This window comes from Nocardia sp. CA-107356, from assembly GCF_050946365.1.
GTDB lineage: Bacteria > Actinomycetota > Actinomycetes > Mycobacteriales > Mycobacteriaceae > Nocardia.
The window spans coordinates 4,490,844-4,508,621 of record NZ_CP191992.1 but is presented as its reverse complement, the minus strand read 5'-3'; the positions used below and the strand labels follow the sequence as shown (position 1 = coordinate 4,508,621).

Below are 17,778 nucleotides of genomic sequence, written 5' to 3'. Positions count from 1 at the left end.
CAGACGGGTGATTGTCGCAAGCGACGGGCGCGGGTGGCGCAGGGCAATGCACTCGATCAGCCACGACGGCTCCGGGTCGCTGCGTCTGCCAGAGGACCTACGCCGGGTCGAGGCAACCCGGGCCAAGCCCGCGCCCCGGTAGCGGTAGCGTTGCGCGAACCGAGGCGGTGTGTACACGCGGTGGCCCCGGTCAGCGGCACACCCTCTTCCACGTGCGGCCACGGCACCGCCGCGCTCGCTGATACACCTGCTCGTCAGCCGCTGCGGCGCGGTAGTCCTCGCGTCCGCTGTTGCGGGAGATCTCCCTCGACATCGTCGATGGTGAGCGCCCCAGCCGTGATGCGATCATCCGTCCTGAGAGCCCAGCAGCGACACCGCACGATATTTCCTCTCTCTCAACCGAACTCAGATGCAGACTCCGCCGCCGCGATGGTAGTCGACGCACTCCACCGGTCTGGGCGACGAATCGCTGCACATGATGTGCCGGCACTCCAAGCGATCGACCTATCAAGTTGAACGACTCACCAGCTCGGCACCGCCGCCACACCTCATCCTGCACCGCCGACGACAACCCGTAATCCCGCATCTAACACGACAGTTGTATTTCGTTGTGCTGCATGGTGGTTCGCTTTGTTGTAGTTTGTTGACGTGCTGGATGATGTTGTCGCTGAGGATGTTTCGGCGTGGCGAGTGGGTTTCGATGAGGCGTTCTCGCGGGTGGCGGGGGTGTTCGGGCGGGTGGAACCGCGACGGTGGGCGCGGGCGTATGTGACGGGGTTGCTGGCGCCGGTGGAGCGCAAGAACTCTTGGCAGTTGTCCAAGGCCGCAGGTGTGGTCGAGCCGGACGGGTTGCAGCATTTCCTGAATCGGTCGCGGTGGAGTGCCGACGAGTTGCGTGATCGAGTCAGGGCCTATGCGGCCGAGTCGCTGGCTTGCCCGGACGGTGTCCTGGTCCCGGACGAGACCGGGTTCCTCAAGAAGGGCGTGAAATGCCGATATCGGCATTTCACACCTTATGACGAGCTGGCGGTAATGCCGAAGTGCGGCCAGGAGATTGGCTGTGAGGTCGCTGTCTGAGGCTGATTGAGCGGCATTTCGTGGTGGTGGTTCCGGTTCGGGTGTCTCTGGTTGTCGATGAGTCCCATCGATGACAGGAGACGACCATGGACTCTCGAGACGGAGCACGGCGCTGGGGTTCGATCGCGGTGGATGGCCCGCTGGCGCCGTTCGCTGACGGGTTACGACGTGAACTGGCAGCTCAGGGATATACCCTGGACACGATCGTCGATCACGTGCATCTGTTCGCAGATCTGAGTGACTGGCTGTCCGGCCGCGGTCTGACCGGCGCGGGGCTGACGAGCGAGGCGGCCGGGGAGTTCCTGCGGGACCGTCGCGCTCGGGGCCTGCACATCGGCGTGACCGTTCGCGCGGTCACGCCGATACTGGGGTATCTGCGCGAATTGCGGGTTGCCCCACCATATTCGGCGGCTGTCGCGGCTACTGCGCCGGATGTTCTGCTGAGCGAGTATCGCCGTTATCTGGAGTCCGAACGGGGGTTGTCGGCAGGGACGGTCACGCACTATCTGCGGTGCGCCCGGGTGTTTCTGGCGTGGCTTCCGGCGCAATGTGATTCGTTGCTGGGGTTGTCGTCGGGCCAGGTCACCGGCTATGTCATGCAGTGGGCGCGACGCCGGAAGGGTCGCCCGCCGGACATGGTGACGCTGCCGGCGTTACGGTCGTTGCTGCGTTTCCTGCACGTGGCTGGGTATGTCCCGGTCCTGTTGGTCGACGCTGTCCCGGCCGGTCGGGCTCATCCTGGTCGGTTGGGGGTGCCGCAGGCGGCGTCGGCCGAGGGGATCCGCGCAGTGCTCGCCTCGTGCGACCGTGACAGCGCAGTCGGCCGCCGCGACTACGCGATCGTGTTGTCGCTGACGCGTCTGGGTTTACGCGGAGGCGAGGTGGCGCGTCTGGAACTCGCCGACGTCGGCTGGCGAACCGGAGAGGTGACGATCCGCGGGAAGGGCAGCCGGGTCGATATTCTGCCGCTGCCTGGTGATGTCGGCGAAGCGTGGGCGCAGTATCTGCTGCACGCTCGGCCGAAAACTATCTCTACCACGGTGTTCGTGACCATGGTCGCGCCGTTCACCGCGCTGGCGACCTCGTCGGTCACTCAGGTGCTGGCCCGCGCTTGCACTCGTGCCGACGTCGCCCGGTTCGGGCCACACCGGATCCGGCATGCGGTGGCATGTGGTCTTCTCGATGCCGGAGCGTCGATGGCCGAGATCGGGCAACTGCTGCGCCACGCCCAGGAACGCACCACGGCGATCTACGCCAAGGTCGACCAGGCCCGGCTGGCCGAGCTGGCCCGGCCTTGCCCGCAGGGAGCCCCCCGATGAGCATCCGGACCCAGGTCGAAGCTTATCTGGCGATGCGCCGCGCACTGGGCTACCAGCTCCGCGCCGAGGGCCGGATGCTGCTGGACTTCGCCGACCGGCTCGACGCAGCCGGACAGCCCACCATCACCGTGTCAGCGGCGCTGGCCTGGGCGATCGAACCGAGGAACGCGGCACCGGCGCACTGGTGCCGCAGGCTGGGCGTGGTGCGAGGCTTCGCCCGTCACCTGCACACGCTCGACCCCGATTGCCAGGTCCCACCTGCTGACCTATTGGCGGGCCCCACGCACCGGCCGACACCGTATATCTATACCGAGCAGGAGATCTCAGCGCTGGTGCACGCGGCGCAGACCATCGCCGCACCGATGCCGGCGGCTACCTGCCACGCGGTGATCAGTCTGATTGCCGCGAGCGGATTGCGGCTGGGTGAGACACTCGCGCTCGACCGCGGCGACGTCGATCTGGACGCCGGAATACTCACCGTGGTCGGCAAGAACCAGCACACGCGGTTGATTCCGTTGCACCCTAGCACCACCCAGATGCTGGGTCGTTACGCCGAACGCCGCGACCGGCTCTGCCCGGCAACCGGTTCGGCCAGCTTCTTCCTCACCACCCGCGGACACCGGCCGCAGCCCAGCAGCCTGCAGCACACTTTCGCCAAACTCCTTGTCCTGGCCGAGATCCCAACACCGCCTGGACGGCGTCGTCCCAGAATCCATGACCTGCGGCATTCTTTCGCGGTCAACACGCTCATCGACTGGTATCGGTCCGGCGCCGACGTCGCCGCGCGCATGCCGATCCTGTCGACCTATCTGGGCCACTCCGGCGGGCCGGAAGCGACCTACTGGTATCTGCAAGCAACACCGGAACTACTCGCTCTGGCCGCCGAGCGGCTCGAACACCATCGGAGGACATCATGACCGCGCTGGCCCCGATCCTGGAGGCGTTCTTCACCGACCGGCTGATGACCCAGCAAGGCGTCAGCCCGCACACGATCGCCTCTTACCGCGACACCTTCAAACTGCTGCTGGGCTACCTGCATTCCCGCACCGGCACGCTGCCCACCGACCTGGATCTCACCGATCTCGACGCCACCGTGATCGCCGAGTTTCTCCAGCATCTGGAAACGGTGCGACACAACACCATCAGCAGCCGAAACACCCGCCTGGCGGCCATCCACTCGCTGTTCCGCTACGCCAGCCTCCACTCTCCCGAGCACGCGAACCTGATCAGTCGGGTACTGGCCATCCAAACCAAACGCACCACCACGACCATCGTGAACTTCTTGTCCCGCGCCGAACTCGACGCCCTGCTCGCCGCTCCCGACCGCTCCACCTGGCACGGACGTCGCGACCACGCCCTGCTCGTCCTCGATGCCCAGACCGGGCTGCGGGTCTCCGAAATCATCGGCCTCACCATCGAGGATGTCCACCTCGGGACCGGAGCGCACGTCTACTGCCGGGGCAAAGGCCGCAAAGACCGGTGCACCCCGCTCACCACTCACACCAAACAGATTCTCACCAGCTGGCTCGACCACCGCCGACCAGCAGCCGGCACCGCCCCGCTGTTCTGCACCCGCACCGGCGCCACGTTGTCACACGACGCGGTCGAACAACTGATCAAAAAGCACACCGCCACAGCAGCGAAAACATGTATCACGTTGCAGGACAAGAAGATAACCCCGCACACCCTGCGGCACTCCGCTGCGATGGAGCTTCTGCATTCCGGCGTCGACATCACCGTCATCGCCCTCTGGCTCGGCCACGAGAGCCCGACCACCACCCGCATCTACCTGCACGCCGACATGGCCATCAAAGAAAAAGCCCTCGCCCGAACCGCTACACCCACCACGACCCCGGACCGCTACCAAGCCCCCGACACCCTACTGGCATTCCTCGACCAACTCTGACCGCTCAACCCAATGCCGCAGTCAGGCAACGCCTGCCTGCGGCATTGCATCCCTCGTCGGCATTACCGCCAGCTCGTCATAAGGTGTGAAATCGGCTGGGGTGCAACGCCAGTACTCCGGCACGGCGGGCCGTGTGGAGAACAGCCAGCTGGGCGTGTTCCTTGCTTATGCGGGCCGGTCGGGGCGGGCGTTGATCGATCGGGAACTCTATCTGCCCGAATCCTGGATCAGCGACCGGGACCGCTGCATCGAGGCGGGAATACCTGAAAACCGTTGCAGCCAAGGGGTTATCACGAAGCCACGGCTGGCCGAAGCGATGATCGCCCGGGCCCTGGAAGCCGGAGTGAGCGCCGGCTGGGTCGCGGCGGATTCCGCCTACGGGCGAGACGGGAAGTTCCGGGCCTTCTGCGAGGCTCGCCGTCTCTCGTATGTGGTCGAGGTCCCGGTCAAACAGACCGTGCTCGACCTCGACGGCCGCCGCCGTGTCGACACCCTCATCGGGCGCGCCCCCACCCAGGCATGGCATCGGGTCTCGGCCGGGCCGGGAGTCCGCGGTGAACGCGAATACGACTTCGCCTGGGCCACCCTGCCTTCGTTCGGCGACCTCCCGGCCGGGTTCGTGCGCACCCTGCTCGCCCGCCGATCCCTCGACGACCCGACCGATATCGCCTACTACCTGTGCTTTCACCCCGACACCGTCACGCGGGAACAGATCGTCACCGTCGCCGGAGCCAGGTGGGCAGTCGAGGAATGCTTCCAAGCTGCCAAGGACCAATGCGGACTGGACCACTATCAAGTCCGCAAATGGGATCCCTGGTACCGCCACATCACCCTCGCCACGCTCGCCCACACCTTCCTCGCCGTCACCGCAGCCACCGACCCAAAAGCCCACGCGGGCTGGGCCCGATCACAGTCGCCGACATCCGCCGTCTCCTGGCGATAGTGCTCCACCCAGCCCGCACACTCACCCACGCCCTCGCCGCCACACGATGGCGACGACACCACCAAAACCACGCACGGCAGATCCGATATCAACGAAACCGATTACAACACAACGAAATACAACTGTCGTGCTAACCAGACACCTCCACGCGACACAATCATTCACGCGGCGATGCATCCGCCCCCCGAGCCCAAGAACATTATCCGAACAGTCGTTCATGGATACCGCACCGCCGCCTGTGGCGGTCGTCGGATCGGGACACGATCTTCACCTTCGTACGATTTGACGCTCTAGCCTCGTCGTACTGTTGAGCCCCTTGCCGCACGCGGAGTCGGAAACGGTCAACGACTCCCGAATCTGCTGACCATCGAAACCCGCAATCCTCTCTGCCTCTCGAACCTAGAACTTATACACTTTCTTCAACGATCATGCAGGGGGATTGAGAGCGTATTCAACTATGTTGGCGTATCCCGGCGGATATACAAGTTGCAATCCGTCCAAAATAACGCATCTCCAAGCGTCACCGGCGATTTGTCCGCGCTGAACCTCCATGAGTCGGCGTGCCGCCCACTCGGCAGCTGCGGTTGAGTGACCGAGAAATTGCAGGCGTTCACCGAATCGGTCCGGATCGACTGAATTGAGATGCGCGACCAAGTCGACATCCAATGGTTTATTTAAGTTCCTCGCGACAAATGTCGATCTCATGACGACCATATTTCTAGGGCCAGGCTCCGGTAGAATGCTTTCATTATCGATCGCCGCTATCATGCCCGGCGCGGCCGCGCGATTGAGAGCGTTGCGAAGGTGACGGTCTCCGCTGGCCATCACGTAATCGTATGTCGCCATCTTTTGGCCAGACACAGACTCGTAGTCGAAGGCATGGCCGTTGTAGGGCACGTACTCCTGCAGCGAGCCTGGTCCGTATGGACCGAGCCAGTTGCGTGTATATGGAACGACGTCGAGGCCGAGCATCCTATCCGCTTCCCAGGCTGAAACTTCGTTTCTGATTCTATTGCCGTCGCTACGGCTTTTATAGATACCGATCTCCTGGTCGTTATGGAGAACCAGATAGTTGTTGCCGGTTCCACCGCCCTGCGGTATAAGTTCGAGCTGGTCCAGCGGAGGCAAATTGCGCACGCTGGCCAGTCGTACGGGATCGTAGGCCCCGGATATGTCCGCAGCAGACAGCAGTTCGCGGTTGGAGGCAACTGCGCGGTCGGCGGCAGCATCTGCCTCCTTCAACCCGTTCGCAACTTCCCTGACTGTCTGGCCGACATTTTCGACTCGGCGGCCTTCCGCACCAACCAAGTCCTCGAACGCCCCGGTCAAGCGTTTGGCAACTCCCCGCAGTGCACCCCTTAGATCCTCAAGCAAACCCTTTCCCATACCGACGAGTCGGGCAGGTGACGTTCGACCGGCATCAAACCACAGGTACCGACCGGTAGGGGAATCACACTAAAAGGATCCCCGGCAGACAGACATTGCACGAAGGTGGAGAATGTCGCCGCGTGGCGCCGGATTTCAGTGCCACCCTGAAGGACGGCGACTCTGGTGCGAAGGTTCAGGACCCGGTTGACGCGAAATGCTCAGGATGCGGTTGAAGGTTTCAAGACATGGTCGACTTGTGAATCAGATTCGCGGGGAATGGATTTTGGCATTCCAACGCTTGACAGGGTCGTCGGTGGTGCTTGGGACGTAGTGCGAGGTCGGCTCCGTTGCAGGTGACGCGGAAGTGAATGTCCTCGACGTGGATGGTGATGATCTGCCCGGCGTAGGTGCGGCCGACGCGCAGACGCCGGCGAGCGACCATTACGACACCGTCGGTGGGGACGATGCGCTGGACGCTGATAGTGCCTGGGGCCGGTGGGGGCAGTTTGGTCGTGGCGAAACGTGCTCCTCTGATCTTAGTGCGCTCGTGAGCCGGAACTGGTGAGGAGAGCGTCTTCGCGAGCACATCGTTGTGGACCACATGGACGAGGTGGCCGTCGACGCGCAACGTCACTTTCGTGCTTGCCAGTTCGCGTCCGATCTTGAGTCGTTTCTTGGCCAGGTCGATGTCTCCGTTGACGTCCACGGTGCGGTCGACCTCGATCACCGTGCCCGTGGCGAGGGTGCTGTCTCGTTCGATCGATCGACCTGCTGGTGGTGGTCCAGCTGGACGCACGCCACGCATTCTGAGCTGGTGAATGTGGTCGGCGTCGAGGTTCGATGGTGTGGTCTTGACCAGCTGTCCGTCGATGAGGATGTGGACGGTGTGCTCGTCGACCCACACGTGCGCGCGTTGTCCCGCCCCGTTGAGCACCTATTTGAATCCGCTGGACCGACGGGATCAAGCCCGCCAGCGCACCGAAACCCTCCCAGCCAGGCCCCGGACGACCACCCGGGGCCAAAACCAGCATCGCGCCACCCACCCCGACGTCGGCAAACCCACCAAAGAAGGTGCCGCCGCTGACGCGGCGGCACCTCAAATCACAAGCTAAGACACCGGTTTGGCTCCGGCGCCCTCGGCCACATCATGTGGTCCCGTGATGTGGCCGAGGGCGAACTGGCCGTCGTTGCGGCTGTAGGAGTGACTGAATGCCGTCGCCGAGCTATAGTCGTCCGTATCGGCAAGGGCGGCCCCAACAGCGTTGAACGCTCTGCCAGCCGCCTTGGGCGACGTTGCCCACTGGTATCGACTCTGATGCCAGCGACGGCCGGTTGCGGAGCGCTCGGTACGTCTGTAGACGCGCCCTTGCCTTGCCCTGCCCAGGCTCTTCGTATGAGCCCACAGTTACGACTGTATGACCAACGACGAACCGGTGGCTATGGCCCGATGGTGGAGTCTTGTCATCGCGCGAGCGAACGTAGCTCTGAGCCACGGTTAAGGTGGCTCTGCGAACAATACGGCACGGCAGAGATTGGTGGCCGACACCGTTCTGAATCGTCACGGGTTAGGGACCGGCTTCGGTTTCAGACCAGCGCCGGACGGCGTGGCGGTTGTTGAGAGTAGTACGAGGCTTCGTATCGGCTGGGGTCAGATAGTCCAGTCGCGAGAGCAGCTTGGCGTTATCGTACGAGTCGCACCAGTCCATGAGCGCGAAGTCGACGTCGGTGATCTTGAGCGGGCTGTGCCGGTTGACGACTTCGGACTTGAACAGGCAATGCCGCGGTGTGGGTGGTTCCGGTGCCAGCCACCGGCGGTTGAGGCGGTAGTGGCCACGGCAGACTCGTTCGGGGGAGCTGGGCAGCTCCCAATGTGTGGGACCACCTGGTATTAGACTCCCGTTTGGCCTGATGAGGGCCGAGAAGGGACACTGATCGACATGGCAGGACCCTAAGTCGATAGTGGTCCGGGGCCGGTCTCCGGATGCCCGGGCCGGTGGGGTGTGGCTGATGTGCAGGATGTTGTCATTGTGGCTCCTTGCGACTTGCCGCCCTTCCGGCCTGGATGTTCCTGGCCGCTGATTGAGAGCTGTTGCGGATAGTCGCTGTTTAGGGACCTGCGGCGGGTTCGTCCACGGGCGTGATCTGTGATGACGGGAGTGGATGAGTGGCCGAGCGGCCGGAGATCTGGGTCGGGATCGATGTCGGCAAGCGATCGCATCATGCATGCGCCGTGGGCGAGGCCGGCGAGGTGGTGTTCAGTCAGAAGGTCGGTAATGATCAGCGTGCGATCGAGCAGTTGGTGGCCCGTGCGCAGCAGGCCGCAACGCGGGTGCGGTGGGCGGTCGATCTGACCGGCCCGATGGCATCGATGCTGATCACCGTGCTGCTGAACGCCGCGCAGACGGTCACATATGTGCCGGGATCCGTCGTGAGCACGATGAGTCGAGGGTTTCGCGGCGAGGGGAAGACCGATGCGAGAGACGCGCGAGTAATCGCCGACACCGCGCGCATGCGTCGGGATTTGGTGGAGATCGCGATGCCAGAGGACCTCGTGGCAGGGCTGACCCAGTTGACACGGTATCGGGCCGATCTGATGGCGGAATGGGTTGCGGGGGTCAACCGCCTGCGCATGGTGCTGGGGTCGATCTTTCCCGCGCTCGAAGCAGCCTTGGATTACTCCAACCGCGGACCGTTGATTCTGGTTTCGGCGCTGTGTACCCCGGTCGAGATAGCAGGCGCCGGAATCGATGGTGTTGCAACGCATTTGCGTCATAACGGTGTGCGGCCATCAGGGGTTTCGAAGTTGGCCGCGTCCGCGTGCGAGGCCGCGAACGCTCAGGACATCGTGCTGCCGGGTGAGGCTGACGCAGCGATGCTCGTGAAGCGCAGCGCCGTCAAGTTGCTCGATCTGGACCGAGAGATCAAAGACACCGACAAGCTGATCGCGCAGCGATTCCGCGCTCACCCGTGGGCGAGGATTGTCGAGTCCCTGCCTGGAATGGGGCCTGGGCTCGGCGCCGAATTCCTTGTCGAAACTGGCGGAAACCTGGGAACATTCGGTTCGGCGGGACGATTGGCCAGCTATGCAGGCCTCGTTCCGGTTCCCCGCGATTCCGGCCGCGTCAATGGCAACCTGCGACGGCCGACGCGTTACAACCGCCGCATGCGTCGGGTGTTCTATCTCGCTGCCCTGTCCAGCCTTCGGGTGGAGAACGGCCCGTCCCGGCGATTCTATGACCGAAAACGAGCCGAACGGCTCATCCACCCACAAGCGCTGTTGGCATTGGCTCGACGCCTGGTCGACGTTCTGTGGGCCTTGCTGCGCGATGGACGCGAGTTCGTGTCGCATCCGCCGGACACCATCATCACCGGCGCTGTCCCGACTGCGGCTTGACAAAATCATTGAGAGTCGCAAGCGGCGCTCCGCGGAGGACATCGTGCGGAAGCTGCGCCGCGCCGCGCCGACGAGCTGACCGCTGCTGGGAGGACCACTCAGATCCTTGGCCGGTCCATTGACCCATTTGGCCGCAAAGGCTGTGGTAGTGAACAATTTTCAGCGTCTGGGCGATTTTGCTTGGAGTCCAGTCACGGTCGGGATCGGTCCGGAGGAGCTGCAGCACTTGGTGGCGGCGGCCCCGATCCGCGGCGCTACCGGATTGCACGAGGCTGGCGTGTGCGCTGAGTGCCCCGCGAATGATGGTTTGGTTGTTGGGTAGGGGGGGTTACCGGCGAGCGCAGTCCCGTAGCGAGACATTGGGCATTTGACCTTGCGAGCGCTGATGCGTGGGCGGCGGGCAGGCAGGAGGTTGTCGAGAATGGCTCGGGGCGATCGCATTTTCGGGCGAGGCGTTGCCGGTGATGTTGGCTGCGGTGACGATCTGGTTGAGGGCGGCGGTCAAGGCCACAGTGAAGCTTGCCCGGTCGGGTTCGGTTCCCGGAACTGTCTCCACAGCGTCGCGCATCGCGCGGCGGGACGTCTGATAGATCGTCAGTACCGCCCACATCTCCTGCTCGACGCAGACAGGAGCGGTGGAACGTAGAACACGGCCGTGAAACACGTTGTGGCGCAACGCGAAGGATGCCGATTCGATCTGAATCCGCCCGGTGAGTCCGGAGACTTACTGGTATGACAGCTCGGCGAGCTGCCGGGCTGTTTGTTGAGCGTAGTATGCGGTCTCCATCTCGGCGGGTGGGATGTCTCCGCAGTGCTGGTAGAGCCGCCGACGGTTGAACCAGTCGACCCATTCGGCGGTGGCCAACTCGACCTGGTCGACGGTGCGCCACGGCGCCCGGGGTTTGATCAGTTCGGTCTTGTAAAGCCAATGCCACGTAGTTAAGACGTTGGGGTGCAAGTCAACTCGGATGATTCCGAGAGTGGGGGACGTCGGACGGAGCAACGGGACCTCTGCTATTGCAGAGAAGCCATCCAAGGTTTTTCTGCATCCGAGAGGTCCCGTTGCCCTCCCAGTCTGTCACTATGACGCTCACCCGCACCATCACCGTGGCCAGAGGTATCTTCGCGCCCGGTCATCTCGGGGAGCTGACGCAGTATCTGCCGTTCGAGTTGATCGATGACGTCCTGACCCAGACCCGGGTGGTGCAGCGTCGCACCCGCTTGCTGCCCTCGCGTGTCGGTGTGTATTTCGTTCTGGCCCTAGCCGTTTTCCCGACGCTGGGCTACGAACGGGTCTGGGACAAGCTGGTCGCCGGGCTGGGATCGCTGCGTCCATGCAGACCCTCGGAGAAGGGGCTGCGGGACCTTCGACGACGTCTGGGGGCGGCGCCGTTGAGGGCGTTGTTCGAGGTTGTGGCTGGCCCCCTGGCACAACCGAGCACGCCGGGGGTGTGTTATCGGCGTTGGCGCACTGTGGCTTTCGACGGTTGTAGCTCGCTGGAGGCTCCCGATCGGATGCGGATCCGTCTGTGGCTGGGCAAGATCACCCGATATCGTGGCGGCGCCGAGGGCTATCCACACCTGCGGATTATGACGTTGTGCGAGACCGGCACTCGCGGTTTGCTCGGCGCGGTCTTCGGCTCGGTCCGGCGCAGTGAGACCGACTATGCCACCGCCCTGCTGAACCTGCTCGACGGCACGATGCTGGTCCTGGCCGACCGCAACTTCGGCGGCGACGATTTCCTCACCCGCACCGCTGCCACCGGCGCTCAGCTCGTGGTTCGGCTTACCGCCCGCCGCCGCCCGGCTGTGTGGGCGACGCTGCCCGATGGATCCTTCCTGACCAGGATCAACGGTCATCGCTTCCGCATCATCGACGCCCAGGTCACGCTCACCTGCGCCGACGGATCCCGGGTGAGCGACCGCTACCGGATCATCACCACCTTGCTCGACCATCGCGCCGATCCAGCGATCCGGGTCGTGAGCCTCTATCACGAGCGCTGGGAGATCGAGCCGGCATTCCTCGCGTTGCGCGACACCTTGTTCGGCGGCCGTGTCCTGCGCTCGTCCGATCCCGTCGGCCTCGAGCAGGAAGTCTGGGCCGTGCTGACGGTCTACCAGACCTTGCGGCGAGCGATGTGCGATGCCGTGGAGACAGCTCCCGGAACCGACCCCGACCGCGCAAGCTTCACCGTGGCTTTGACCGCCGCAGTCGACCAGATCGTCACCGCAGCCAACATCACCGGCAACACCTCGCCCGAAAACGCTATCGCCCGAGCCATTCTGGACAACCTGCTACCCGCTCGCCGCCCCCGCACCAGCATTCGCAAGGTCAAATGCCCCCTGTCTCGCTTCGGCGCCGCGCCTTCCAACGAAACCCGTCCCATCCGCAGCCAGCCCATCACAAGCCTCGAAGTCACCGTTCTGGGCAGCCTCGAGCAGCCTTCAGCCCGCGAACACCCCGCCGTCACCGCGGACCCAGGCCACCGACAGCAGGTGCTCCAGGTTCTGCGCAGCGACCCCGACCGGGAATGGACCCCCAAACAGATCGCTCAAGAGCTGAAAGTCGTTCGCTACCGCAGTATTACCGCACAGATATGCCGGTGGACCGATCCAGGCTTCCTCGAACGAACCGGTCGCGGGCGCTACCGCCTCACCCGCCAATGGCTGGCACCCCAGCCACCCGCATCAGCCGATTCGACAACCGACCGAAATCCTTAAAAACGTGGCATTGCTTGAACAGGCCGTTGATCGTCTCGGCGAGAGCGTTGTCATAGGGCAGTCGCCGATCGAGCCCATCGAGGGCACCAGCCCGGATTTGCGGGCTCGGTCGGTGAAGGCCCAGGAGGTGAATTGGCCGGATTCAACTGATCGTCGCAACACCTCGATTTCGGAGGTGTGTGTTGGCGTACGGGAAGCGGCAGTTGGCGGTTCGGGCGTATCGTGGCCAGATTCCGTCACCGGGGCGGCCGACGGTGGCCTGGCGTGAGGATCGGGTCCGGTTCTGGGCGGCGATCGCGCGTGGTGTGATGACCGAGGACGCGGCGGTGGAGGCGGGGGTGTCCTCGCCGGTCGGGTTCCGGTGGTTCCGGCATGCTGGCGGCGTGAATCCTCGTCTACCTCGGTCTGTTTCGGGTCGGTATCTATCGTCGGCCGAGCGGGAGGACATCGCGTTGCGCGGGCTCGAGGCGAGGGAGTCCGTGAGATCGCTCGTCTGCTCGGTCGTAGTCCTTCGACGATTTCGCGGGAGTTGCGTCGCAACGCCTCGACCCGTTCGTACTGGCTGGACTACAAGGCCTCGACAGCGCAGTGGCATGCCGAACGGCGCGCCAGGCGCCCCAAGGTCGCCAAATTGGTCGCTAACGGCTGGCTGCGCGAATATGTGCAGGACAAGCTCTCCGGCGTCGTCCGAACCGCCATGGTCGGGTCGTGATCGGTCCGGTCCGCCCCGAGCGGAAAGGGCGCAACAAGCCGCATCGTGGTGATCGGGAGTGGGTGAACGCGTGGAGCCCGGAACGGATCTCGAACCGGCTGAAGCTCGAATTCCCCGACGACGAGTCCATGCGCATCAGCCACGAGGCGATCTACCAGGCACTCTACGTGGAATACCGGGGTGGGCTCGAACGCGAACTCGGCGGCTGCCTGCGCCGCGGCCGGGCGTTGCGGGTTCCTCGCGCGCGGGCCAAACAGATGGCTTGGGCGCACGTGACCACGCAGACGCTGATCGGCAACCGGCCCGAGGATGTCGCCGAGCGGGTGGTCGCTGGGCATTGGGAATCTCAATGTTGTTGTCAAGCGGCAGTTTTAGCGGTGGTGGGTGGTGCATCGGTGGTGTAGCAGCGTTGGTCGCGTAGCAGTGCCGAGAGCACATCGACTCGGCGGCGAGCCAGGGCGATGATTGCTTGGGTGTGGGTTCGTCCGTGTGCGCGTTTGGTGAGGTAGTAGTCGCGGCTGGGGCCGGTGCGCATGCTGCTGGTCTGGGCGGCCAGGTAGAACGCGTGCCGCAGTGGCCGACTGTAGCGGCGAGGGCGATGCAGGTTGCCGGTTCGTCGGCCAGAATCGTTGGGCACCGTGACCAGACCGGCCGCGGCGGCAAGATGGCCGGCGCTGGGAAAAGCGCGCAGATCGCCTGCCGTGGCCAGCAGCATCGCCCCGAGTATCGGACCGAAGCCGGGCATCGACTCGATGCTGGCGGCGTCGGGATGGCGGCGGAACTGCTCGCTGATTTGCGCATCGAGGGCGTTGACCCGTTGGTCGAGGGCCAAGACAGCGGTGGCCAGTTCGGTGATGATCTCAGCGGCGATGTCCTGGCCCGGCAGCACGACGTGTTGCGACCGTGCGGCGGTGACCGCTCGGGCAGCGACCTGAGCGAAGTTGCGGACCCGGCGTCGCTGCAGTCAGCTGGTCAACCGAGCTTGCCCGATGCGGCGGATCTGCTCCGGCGTGGCATATCCGGTGAGTAGCACCAGCGCGCCCTTGCACGACGAGTAGTCGAATTCTCGTTCCAGAGAGGGAAATACGCTGGTCATCACATCACATGAAGGCGATTGATCATGCGGACCCGATCAGCGACCAGGTCACTGCGGTGGCCGATCAGTAGGCCGAGGTTGCGTGTGAGGTCAGCGGTCTGATCGATGACGGTGAGATCCCGGCGGATCCGCGCGGTCTCGGCGATGAGGAAAGCGTCCTTCGCATCAGTCTTTCCTTCGCCGGAATACGCGGCGCTCATCGCAGCGACCATCCGGCCAGGCGCGTAACGGACCGGATGCCCTGCCCGAGCCAGTATCCCCAACAGCAATGCTGCGGGTGCGGTGATGATGTCGACCGTCCAGACAACCTGCTCGGCGAGCGGGACCACCTTCGTGATCGCCGCAGCGAGTTCGGTTTCGTCGTTGGCCAGTTTCGCCGACCACAGTTTGGTGCCGTCGCTGTCCACGACACAGATCCAATGGTGGGTCTTGCCGATATCGACTCCGGCCCAAGCCATTTCACGCCCCACGCTGCCTCCGATCCGTAGTGCTTCGTCGCTAGCATCTGATCGACCCGGTGGAGACACCCCGCCGACACATCCGTAACCAGCGACAATCGCGCATCTCAATCAGCGGCCCTGGCGCCCAAGAGGACCGGGCGGACATTCCAAGTAAGCGACCGAATCGCAAGGCGACCTCAGCCACACCCGGCCCTCTCGGGTCACCATTCAGTCTTACGGAAGGCGATCTGATCATCGGGTTGCAGCGCTCAGCGATCGGCACCTTGGTCGAACGCAGGACCCGGTTCACGATGCTGATCCACCTGCCCCGTGAGGACGGATACGGCGTCATCGACCGCACCAAGAACGGGCCCGCTCTGGCCGGTCACGGCGCGGTGACCATGACCGACGCGCTCACCCGAACCCTACGTCCACTGCCGCCATCGCTGCGTCGATCGCTGACCTGGGACCAGGGCAAGGAACTGTCCGACCACGCCCGGTTCACCGCCCGCATTGGTGTCGAAGTCTACTTCGCCGACCCGAAGAGCCCGTGGCAGCGCGGCACGAACGAGAACACCTATCGGTGCACAGTGGCTGTCGACGCCGCCGGCAGGCGGATCGGCAAGCCGCTGACCGTGAAGAACGACGGGTCGCTGATCACTACCCTGCTCAAATGGATCCGGTCGATCACCGACACCGCATCTGTCACATGGGAGATCGAGGACGGCCACGGATTCGCCCGTCGCCTCGCCGATGGCCTGCTGCTTGCCGGCCATGAAGTGGTCTGGGTCCCCACCCGGCTGACCGCCGCCCACCGAAAACTGTACGCCGCCACCGGATCCAAGTCCGACCCCGTCGACGCCACCGCGGCAGCCCACGCCGCGATCGCGACTCCTGGCCTGGACCGGCACCGCATCGACGAACGCGTGCGTGAGCTGCGAGTACTGGTCGACTACCGCTCCGACATCGTCAAACGCCGCACCATGGCGATCAACCAACTCAAGGCCCACGTCCATGTCTGGCTCGATCACACCCCAGGCGACCTGGCCCGCGGCAAAACCTTGACCGCGCTGACAGTGCTGCTGAACTCGGCACGACTGGGTATCCATGTCCACCAAGCGCTGACCGGCATGATCGTTGAGATCACTGATCTCAACAGGCGTATTCATTACCTGGACACCACGATCAAGGATCTCGTCGGCCCGCTGGCACCCCAACTGATGAAAATCGTTGGAATCAGCCATAACTCGGCAGCTGTGCCGATAGCGGAGATCGGCGACATCACACGCTTCTCGACTTCGGCCAAGCTCGCCCGCTTCACCGGTTGTGCTCCGATCCCCGTCTATTCTTCTGAGGTTCAGGCTTATATGAATGTCACCGGTTGGCAGGCTGGATGATCACCGGCCGTAGTCTGCCGGAGGTGTCGAGTCGGGGCTGGCTCGTGAGGTTCCTGCCGCCTGTTCTGGCTGGCTCGCCGGGGGTTTGCGCCCCGGCTCGACACCGGCCGCGGGCCTGACTCAACAGAGGTGTGGGACACACAGGCCGAAAGCCGGAATGTCGCCTGCGGCTTCCTGTATCCGACGAGGAATAAGGAGACGTGGTTGACGGTCGTGATCGGGGTCGACCCGCACAAGTCCACCCATACGGCGGCAGCGCTGGATGCCGGGACCCACAAGGCGCTCGAAACAATCCGCATCGACGCCACCATGGCGGAGTATCGGCGACTTCTTCTGTGGTCCAAGCGTTTTCCCGATCGACGCTGGGCCGTGGAGAACGCGTGGGGTCTGGGTCGACATCTCGCTCAATGGCTGATCGGCCACGGCGAGACGGTTACCGACGTGCCGTCCACGGCCACCGCGCGGGTCCGAGAGTTGTCGCGGGGCGGGCGGCGCAAGAACGACAATATCGACGCGGCCGCGGCTGCCAGTGTGGCGGCGCTGCATGGTGATGCGGTGCCCGTCGAGGCCGAGGGAGCGAGCACCGTGCTGCGAATGCTTGATGAGCGGCGCACGAATCTGACCAGGCAGCGCACCCGGACGATCAACCAGCTGCATGCGGTGATGCGGGAGTTGCTGCCCGGTGGCGTGTCCACTGATCTGACCGCGAACCAGGCCGCCGATGCGGTACGGCGGGTCCGCCCGTCCTCACCGGTGGAACGTGCCCGCAAGGAACTCGCCCGAGACCTCGTCGCCGATGTGCGGGCCCTGGATGCCCGGCTGAAGGCCAACCAGCAGCGCATGCAGGACACCGTCGCCGATTCCGGCAGTAGCCTTCTCGACGTCGTCGGTGTCGGACCGGTGGTCGCGTCGCGGCTATTGGGCCGCGCCGGCCGCGCGTCACGGTTCCGCACCGCGGGCGCCTTCGCAGTCCACACCGGCACCGCGCCGATCGAGATCGCCAGCGCCGACAAGTCCCGCCATCGGCTGTCCCGCCACGGTGATCGCCAGCTCAACAACGCCCTGCACACCATCGCATTGACACAAGTGCGCATGCCGGGCACCCGCGGACGGATCTACTACGACAGCAAGATCGCCGAGGGCAAGGGCCACAAGGAGGCGATGCGTTGCCTCAAACGCCGTCTCTGTGACCATGTTTGGCGCATCATGATCACCGACGAACGTCACCGTACGAGCGGGGCGGGTTCCGGAGGACACTCGGGGGCGACTACGAAATCCTGCGCGGCCGGCTCAACCCCATCAGCCAGCTCTTCGGACAAGTCACTTCCGGAACCCGCCATCGTCCAGGTTACGACCAATCCCGTTCCAGCGGTTTGACAAACACAGAGGAACCCCCAAGGCCAGG

11 protein-coding genes and 5 pseudogenes are annotated in these 17,778 nt (G+C 64.2%); 11 read left to right on the top strand and 5 right to left on the bottom strand.

Annotated features, from left to right (window positions below; all coding sequences use genetic code 11):
- Positions 1-190 precede the first annotated feature (190 nt).
- Complete coding sequence (locus tag ACQP1G_RS20200) at positions 191-586, bottom strand: helix-turn-helix domain-containing protein (protein ID WP_433206525.1); 396 nt, start codon at positions 584-586, stop codon at positions 191-193.
- 62 nt (positions 587-648) lie between these two features.
- Here ACQP1G_RS20200 and ACQP1G_RS20195 point away from each other — a divergent pair, with 62 nt between their 5' ends.
- From ACQP1G_RS20195 to ACQP1G_RS20175, 5 genes and pseudogenes are all read left to right on the top strand, one after another.
- Entirely contained in the window at positions 649-1,077 is a 429-nt protein-coding gene (locus ACQP1G_RS20195; RefSeq protein ID WP_433206522.1) for a transposase, read from the top strand.
- Positions 1,078-1,163: 86 nt separating this feature from the next.
- On the top strand, positions 1,164-2,396 hold the full coding sequence (locus tag ACQP1G_RS20190; RefSeq protein WP_433192199.1) for a tyrosine-type recombinase/integrase: 1,233 nt from the start codon (positions 1,164-1,166) through the stop codon (positions 2,394-2,396).
- The gene (locus ACQP1G_RS20185) at positions 2,393-3,313 is read left to right on the top strand and encodes a tyrosine-type recombinase/integrase (protein WP_433192198.1); all 921 of its coding nucleotides are present in this window, start codon (positions 2,393-2,395) and stop codon (positions 3,311-3,313) included. Before ACQP1G_RS20190 ends, ACQP1G_RS20185 begins: the two co-directional genes overlap by 4 nt.
- Positions 3,310-4,302 (top strand): tyrosine-type recombinase/integrase, encoded by a 993-nt coding sequence (locus tag ACQP1G_RS20180; protein WP_433192197.1) that lies wholly within the window; start codon positions 3,310-3,312, stop codon positions 4,300-4,302. Before ACQP1G_RS20185 ends, ACQP1G_RS20180 begins: the two co-directional genes overlap by 4 nt.
- Positions 4,303-4,384: 82 nt before the next feature.
- Positions 4,385-5,245, top strand: a pseudogene (locus tag ACQP1G_RS20175) (IS701 family transposase); the annotation flags it as partial.
- Positions 5,246-5,671: 426 nt separating this feature from the next.
- Here ACQP1G_RS20175 and ACQP1G_RS20170 read toward each other — a convergent pair.
- Positions 5,672-6,574 (bottom strand): hypothetical protein, encoded by a 903-nt coding sequence (locus tag ACQP1G_RS20170; protein WP_433206520.1) that lies wholly within the window; start codon positions 6,572-6,574, stop codon positions 5,672-5,674.
- A 277-nt stretch (positions 6,575-6,851) separates the two neighbouring features.
- A complete protein-coding gene (locus ACQP1G_RS20165) occupies positions 6,852-7,547 on the bottom strand; it encodes a hypothetical protein (RefSeq protein WP_433206517.1) in 696 nt (231 codons plus the stop codon).
- A 1,230-nt stretch (positions 7,548-8,777) separates the two neighbouring features.
- Here ACQP1G_RS20165 and ACQP1G_RS20160 point away from each other — a divergent pair.
- Positions 8,778-10,007, top strand: a complete 1,230-nt coding sequence (locus ACQP1G_RS20160) for an IS110 family transposase (RefSeq protein WP_433206514.1) — start codon at positions 8,778-8,780, stop codon at positions 10,005-10,007.
- Between the two features lie 724 nt (positions 10,008-10,731).
- Here the strand turns inward: ACQP1G_RS20160 and ACQP1G_RS20155 are convergent.
- Positions 10,732-10,938: pseudogene (locus ACQP1G_RS20155) on the bottom strand (IS3 family transposase); the annotation flags it as partial.
- 131 nt (positions 10,939-11,069) lie between these two features.
- On the opposite strand from ACQP1G_RS20155, the gene ACQP1G_RS20150 reads away from it, so the two are divergent.
- Together ACQP1G_RS20150 and ACQP1G_RS20145 are read left to right on the top strand one after the other, a co-directional pair.
- Positions 11,070-12,728 carry an IS4 family transposase gene (locus tag ACQP1G_RS20150; protein WP_433206511.1) on the top strand — a complete coding sequence of 553 codons (1,659 nt, stop codon included), beginning with the start codon at positions 11,070-11,072 and terminating at the stop codon, positions 12,726-12,728.
- Positions 12,729-12,910: 182 nt separating this feature from the next.
- Positions 12,911-13,784, top strand: a pseudogene (locus ACQP1G_RS20145) (transposase); the annotation flags it as partial.
- A 14-nt stretch (positions 13,785-13,798) separates the two neighbouring features.
- Here the strand turns inward: ACQP1G_RS20145 and ACQP1G_RS20140 are convergent.
- A pseudogene (locus tag ACQP1G_RS20140) lies at positions 13,799-14,994 on the bottom strand (IS110 family transposase).
- A gap of 59 nt (positions 14,995-15,053) precedes the next feature.
- On the opposite strand from ACQP1G_RS20140, the pseudogene ACQP1G_RS20135 reads away from it, so the two are divergent.
- The 3 genes and pseudogenes from ACQP1G_RS20135 to ACQP1G_RS20125 form a co-directional block, all read left to right on the top strand.
- A pseudogene (locus ACQP1G_RS20135) lies at positions 15,054-15,554 on the top strand (transposase); the annotation flags it as partial.
- Between the two features lie 12 nt (positions 15,555-15,566).
- Positions 15,567-16,373, top strand: a complete 807-nt coding sequence (locus ACQP1G_RS20130) for an IS110 family transposase (protein ID WP_433208678.1) — start codon at positions 15,567-15,569, stop codon at positions 16,371-16,373.
- A 204-nt stretch (positions 16,374-16,577) separates the two neighbouring features.
- Positions 16,578-17,750 (top strand): IS110 family transposase, encoded by a 1,173-nt coding sequence (locus ACQP1G_RS20125; RefSeq protein ID WP_433206508.1) that lies wholly within the window; start codon positions 16,578-16,580, stop codon positions 17,748-17,750.
- Positions 17,751-17,778: the final 28 nt, after the last annotated feature.